Annotated in this window: 5 protein-coding genes and 1 pseudogene; all 6 read right to left on the bottom strand. The window is 46.7% G+C overall.

Features of this window, described 5'->3' with window-relative positions; all coding sequences use genetic code 11:
* Window positions 1-186 precede the first annotated feature (186 nt).
* On the bottom strand, window positions 187-819 hold the full coding sequence (locus GY683_RS07800; protein ID WP_297288194.1) for a 3-oxoacid CoA-transferase subunit B: 633 nt from the start codon (window positions 817-819) through the stop codon (window positions 187-189).
* Between the two features lie 21 nt (window positions 820-840).
* Window positions 841-1,539 (bottom strand): CoA transferase subunit A, encoded by a 699-nt coding sequence (locus tag GY683_RS07795; protein ID WP_297288193.1) that lies wholly within the window; start codon window positions 1,537-1,539, stop codon window positions 841-843.
* Window positions 1,540-1,569: 30 nt separating this feature from the next.
* Window positions 1,570-2,745, bottom strand: a complete 1,176-nt coding sequence (locus GY683_RS07790; protein ID WP_297288192.1) for a thiolase family protein — start codon at window positions 2,743-2,745, stop codon at window positions 1,570-1,572.
* 248 nt (window positions 2,746-2,993) lie between these two features.
* Window positions 2,994-4,622 (bottom strand): annotated as a pseudogene (gene mqo, locus GY683_RS07785) (malate dehydrogenase (quinone)); the annotation flags it as partial.
* Between the two features lie 191 nt (window positions 4,623-4,813).
* Window positions 4,814-4,996 carry an NF038104 family lipoprotein gene (locus tag GY683_RS07780; RefSeq protein ID WP_297288191.1) on the bottom strand — a complete coding sequence of 61 codons (183 nt, stop codon included), beginning with the start codon at window positions 4,994-4,996 and terminating at the stop codon, window positions 4,814-4,816.
* A 151-nt stretch (window positions 4,997-5,147) separates the two neighbouring features.
* Entirely contained in the window at window positions 5,148-6,362 is a 1,215-nt protein-coding gene (argJ, locus tag GY683_RS07775; RefSeq protein WP_297288190.1) for a bifunctional glutamate N-acetyltransferase/amino-acid acetyltransferase ArgJ, read from the bottom strand.
* Window positions 6,363-6,398: the final 36 nt, after the last annotated feature.

The following is a 6,398-nucleotide window of genomic DNA, read 5'->3' as shown; positions in this document are numbered from 1 at the left end:
TAATATAAAGTTAGAAAAACTTAACTTTTTATTAATTTAAATAAAACCCTTACTTGATTTCATAATAGCATGCTAATATTGCTACGATGTAACAGATTGGCGGTAACATTGTATAATAAATAGCCAAACATAAAAAGACAGCTCAAAATTAAGCTGTCTTTTTTATATTATGTGGTGTGATATTAATTAAGATTGGTGCACAGTAATCGGTGTGGCATTTTGAACATCTCCAAAAGTTACGCCATCGGCAAGCTCCACCAGTACCAAGCCCTTATCGGTAACATCATACACCCCAAGCTCGGTGATGATGCGATTAACCACGCCTTTACCTGTCAATGGAAGCTGGCATTCAGATAGAATCTTCGGTTCGCCATGTTTATTAACCTGTTCCATCAGAACGATAACGCGTTGAACGCCTGCCACCAGATCCATCGCTCCGCCCATGCCCTTGACCATCTTTCCCGGAATCATCCAGTTGGCAAGGTCGCCCTTTTCAGACACTTCCATTGCTCCCAAAATGGCAAGATTAACCTTGCCACCGCGAATCATCCCAAAGGACTGAGATGAGCTAAAAAAACTCGCTCCATGTTGGGCGGTTACGGTCTGCTTACCTGCGTTAATCAAATCCGCGTCAATCTCGCTCTCGGTCGGGAACGCCCCAATGCCAAGCAGGCCATTCTCCGATTGAAGCATAACCGTCATGCCGTCTGGAATATAGTTGGCGACCAATGTTGGCAAACCAATGCCTAGATTCACATAGTAGCCGTCTTGTAATTCTTTGGCAGCGCGTTGCGCCATCTGTTCTCTTGTCCACGCCATGAGTTACTCCTTGTGATGATTTTAATTTTGCTTGATGGTGCGCTGTTCGATGCGCTTCTCTGGGCTATCATTTACAATGATGCGATGCACATAGATGCCTGGCAGATGAACGCTGTCAGGATCAAGCTCCCCGACTTCGACAAGCTCCTCCACTTCTACGACGGTAATCTTACCTGCGGTGGCGACATCGGGGTTGAAGTTACGGGCGGTTTTATTGAAAATCAAATTGCCCATTTTGTCCGCTTTATATGCCTTGACAAGCGACACATCAGCGACCAAAGAGCGCTCCATCAGATATTCCTCGCCGTCGAATTCACGCACTTCTTTGCCCTCAGCGACCTTTGTGCCTACGCCTGTCTTGGTGAAAAATGCTGGAATGCCCGCACCGCCTGCACGAAGTTTTTCGGCAAGCGTGCCTTGTGGCGTGAGTTCCACTTCAAGCTCGCCTGATAAAAATTGGCGTTCAAACTCTTTGTTTTCGCCGACATAAGACGCAATCATTTTTTTGATTTGTCGAGTTTGTAATAGTAGTCCAAGTCCAAAATCGTCCACGCCTGCGTTATTGCTGATACAAGTCAGTTCTTTAGCGCCCGTATCTCTTAAGGCAGTGATTAAGGCTTCGGGAATACCGCACAGCCCAAAGCCACCGACGGCAATGGTTTGACCATCTTTTACGATATCTGCCAGAGCGGTTTGGGCGTTGTCATATACTTTTGTCATGATAAATCCTTTTTTGTAATTAAAATGAAATCAAGGCAGCTCAATCGCCATGGCGACCGCTTCGCCGCCACCGATGCACAGGCTTGCAATGCCTTTTTTACCGCCTACTCTCTGTAAGGCGTGAATGAGCGTGACCAAAATTCTTGCCCCTGATGACCCTAAAGGGTGCCCTAAGGCGCACGCACCGCCATGAATATTGACTTTATCAGCATCCAACTCAAATGCGTCAATGGCAGATAATGTTACCATGGCAAAGGCTTCGTTAATCTCCCATAAATCTACGTCTTTTGCCGTCCACCCTGCCTTATCTAGCACTTTTTGCACCGCGCCGACAGGGGCGATGGTAAACTCGCTTGGGTGCTGGGCGTGGCTTGCGTGGGCGACTATCCGAGCCAGTACAGACAAATTATTGGCTTTGGCAAATTCAGCGCTTGCCACCAGTACCGCAGACGCTCCGTCCGAGATGGAGCTTGCATTGGCAGGGGTGATTGTGCCGTCTTTGGCGAAGGCAGGTTTTAGGGTTGGGATTTTGTCAATGTTGGCGTTGGCAGGTTGTTCGTCCGTATCCACCACGACATCGCCCTTGCGAGTGCTAACGGTTACAGGGCAAATCTCATCCTTAAAATAACCGTTGTCGATGGCGCTCATGGCTTTTTTGAGCGATGAAATGGCAAAATCGTCCATTTGGGTGCGAGTATAGCTCTTTTTGTCCGCCATTTCTTGAGCATATACGCCCATGAGTTTGCCTGATTCGGCATCTTGTAAGCCGTCAAAAAACATCAGATCACGAACTTCGCCATGACCCATGCGAAAGCCCCCACGAGCCTTAGGTAGGACATACGGCGCATTGGTCATAGAGTCCATACCCCCTGCGATGACGGCAGATTTGTCGCCTGCTTTGATGGCATTGCATGCATTCATGACAGACATGAGTCCTGAACCACAGACTTTATTTATCATGGTTGCCCCGACGCTATCAGGCATGTTGGCTAGTCTCATGGCTTGACGAGCAGGGGCTTGACCCACGCCTGCTGACAGTACGCACCCCATGACAACTTCGTCTATCTTATCATCGGACACGCCTGCTTTATTAAGTACCGAACGAATGGCGACCGCCCCAAGCTGTGGCGATGACAGACTGGCAAATGCCCCTTGGAACGCCCCCATGGGTGTGCGAGAGGCTGAGATGATGACCGGATTTGACATAAAAACTCCTTTTTTATGAGATAATAAAAACTGAACCAAAATTCATTTTTTATTATCTTAAACCAACTTACTATTCTCTGCAAGTATTTTTTAAGTATTTACGTGCTTTTAAGGCAACAAAAAAGAGCGAACCTTAGTCCGCTCTTTTTTGTTGTTAGGTTTAAATATTATGCCGCTGGTTTTTGTGCATCAGGTTCAATCACAACCACTGGCTTTTTGGCATCAGGAGATGGAGTGAACTGAGTTGGTGCTGGTACCTTAGCGCCATCTTTTGATGCAGGTAGTGTGCCGGTTTTTGAGGTATAAACTAAGCCTAAAGTGCGACTGGTCTCGGTACGCACTTGGTCTAGTAGCGCAGGGTTTGCTGCCAAATCTTGACCGTATGATGGGATGATTTGTACCAGTTTATTATTCCACTCGCCTTCTACTTTGGCTGGGAATGCTTTTGCCAGTAGATCAAGCATCATATAAGGTGAGGTAGATGCACCAGGAGATGCGCCAAGCAATGCTGTTACAGAGGCATCTTGCGATACGAATAGCTCAGTACCGAACTGTAGCTTGGTTTTTTCACCTGGAACAGTTTTGATGATCTGAACACGTTGACCGCCTTGGGCTTCTGTCCAATCTTCCCACTTGGCTTCTGGGTAGTATTTTTGAAGCTCGGCAAGTTTTTGATTGTCAGACAATGACACTTGGCTAACTAGGTATTTCACCAAGTCCAAATTCTCAAGACCGGCAGTTGCCATTGGTACGGCATTGTCTTTGGTGGCTGATGACATTAGGTCGGTTTGTGAGCCATTTTTTAGGAACTTATTAGAGTAAGTTGCAAATGGACCAAACAGGACATATTTTTTGCCATCAATATAGCGTGTGTCGATGTGTGGTACGCTCATCGGAGGCGCACCAAGTTCAGCACGGCCATAGACTTTGGCGGTATGTGCGTTGACAACTTCAGGGTTGTCGGTCATCAAGAACAGACCGCCCACAGGGAAGCCTGCGTAGTATTTGCTCTCAGGCAGACCCGTCATCTGTAGTAGCTTAATGGCAGCACCGCCAGCACCGATGAACACATGGCGCGTCTTGGTGTGAGTGGTTGTGCCGTCTTTTAGGTTCTTAACGCTAACTGTCCAAGTATTGTCATCATTACGGCTAATGCCTGCAACTTCTGACTGTGTAGACAGCTTGAAGTTTTGATTTTTGTTTAGGTGATCGACAAGCTGAGTTGTAATCGCGCCGTAGTTCACGTCGGTACCAATGTCCATGCGCGTGGCAGCGATTTTTTGTGCTTCATCACGACCTTTGGTGACCAGTGGCGCCCATTGACCGATGACCGCTTTGTCTTCTGTATATACCATGTCACTAAAAAGCGGTGACTTAATCATTGCTTCATGGCGACGTTTTAGAAAATCAACGCTGTCACCCCATACAAAGGCGATGTGCGGCACAGGATTAATAAAAGTCGTTGGTTCGCCAAGTGCGCCAGCCTTTACTTGATGTGACCAGAACTGCTTTGACACTTCAAACTGCGCAGCAATTTTCTCAGCGCGCTCAATAGAGATGCTGCCATCTTTGGCTTCAGCCGTATAGTTCATCTCCATAAAGCCAGAGTGACCTGTACCTGCGTTATTTAGGCCGTTTGAGCTCTCTTGGGCAACTTTATCAAGGCGCTCAAACATGCGCACTTGCCAATTTGGCTCAAGCTCGGTTAGGTAAGTACCAAGCGTTGCCGACATGATGCCACCACCGATCAATACCACATCGACGGTCTCGCCGTCAGCAGCGACCGATTTTGAGGCTACAGGGCGATATAAGAATGCAATGATGGCAATCAATAGAATTGCCAACAAGATTGCAATCGTAATCAATATTTTTTTCATAAAAAATCCAAAGGCGAAATTGCCTTATGTTGTGAAATAAAAAAAGATTTGGGTTACATTAATCGGTCATTAACCAATTAATATAAGCCAAATCCATGCTAAAAAAATGCGCTATTATATATGAAATAAATTAAAAAACTTAATTTTAAAACTTTATATCATTTTAAATTAGCAAAAATTAACAATAAATCTTAATCATCGTCCTTTTTGCTGTCGCCTGGCACGACTGCTTTGACGACTTTGGTGGTGCCTTTAACCACGCCTTTGGTCGTTTTGTAGGCGACTTTGACTGGCATGGTGACGACTTTATGAACGCAGCCTTGTAGGATAAAGGCAGATAAAGCGATGGTTAGTAGAATAGAAATTTTTCTCATGTTGCATCTCGGATGATGGAAAATTGGCGATATTTTAGAGGTTTGTGATGATTTTTACAAACAGTTTTTAAATTAACTTAGTGGTTACATACAATTTGGGGCAGTTTACACCACCCCAATGAAACATTTATGACAATAGAAACTGGATGAACTAGCTGCGATAATCAGCATTGATACTGACATATTCATGAGACAAATCACAAGTGTAAACCGTATCGGTACAATCGCCCTGCCCCAAATCAATGCTGACAGTTATCTCAGGGCGACTCATGACCGCCTGCCCCTGCTCTTCGGTATAGCCGTCCGCCAGTCCGCCACGCTGACAAATGGCAATCTCATCGAGCGATACGCTCACACGGCTTTGGTCAAATGGTACGCCCGCATAGCCCACCGCCGCCAAAATCCGCCCCCAGTTCGGGTCGGACGCGAAAAATGCCGTCTTGACAAGAGGTGAATGAGCCACTGCGTAGGCGACTTTGGCACAGTCATCTGTGGTCTTGCCGCCTGTTACCTTAATCGTGATGAATTTGGTCGCCCCTTCGCCGTCTCGTACGATGAGCTGGGCGATTTTTAACATCACTTCTTTAATGGCTTGATAAATGGCTTGATAATGGACGTGGTTTTCGCTGTCTATCAAATCGCCCACCTTGCCTGTGGCAATGAGCGTACAGCAGTCGTTGGTGGACGTATCGCCATCAATGGTAATGCGATTGAAGGATTGATTGGTTAAGTCTACCAAGATTTTTTGGAGCAATTCTGGGCTGATACGAGCATCTGTCGCCACAAAGCCCAGCATGGTCGCCATGTTTGGGCGTATCATGCCTGCCCCTTTACTGATACCCGTTACTGTGTAGGTCGTGCCGTCTATCGTGGTCTGCACGCTATGCCCTTTGGGGGTGGTGTCGGTCGTCATAATACTATGAGCAGAGTTTAGCCAGTTGTCCGCTGTCAAGTCCGCCAATGCCTTATCAAGCCCTGCAATAATCCGCTCGCTCGGCAGAGTCTCGCCAATCACGCCTGTAGAGTATGGTAACACTTCGCACGCATTCACGCCTATTTTATCCGCCAACGCTTGACAAGTCGCCAACGCTCTATCTATGCCGTCCTGCCCCGTGCCTGCATTGGCGTTACCTGTATTAATGAGTAGATAGCGTGGTGTGTGCGTTTGGATATGCTTACGCACAATTTGCACAGGGGCTGCCACAAAGTAGTTTTGCGTGGTAACGACCGCCACGCTCGCCCCATCATCTATCTCAAACACCGTCAAATCACGGCGGTTTGCATAACGAACACCTGCTTCACAAATACCGATTTTTACGCCATCAACGGACAACAATGGCACAAGACTAACATCACCGACTGGCATGAGCTTCTCCTTAGATTTTTAAAATAAATAACTATG

The sequence above is a fragment of the Moraxella sp. genome (assembly GCF_024227015.1).
Taxonomy (GTDB): Bacteria; Pseudomonadota; Gammaproteobacteria; order Pseudomonadales; family Moraxellaceae; genus Moraxella.
Note: the sequence above shows the minus strand (reverse complement) of the source record. Positions and strands in the feature narration are given on the sequence as shown.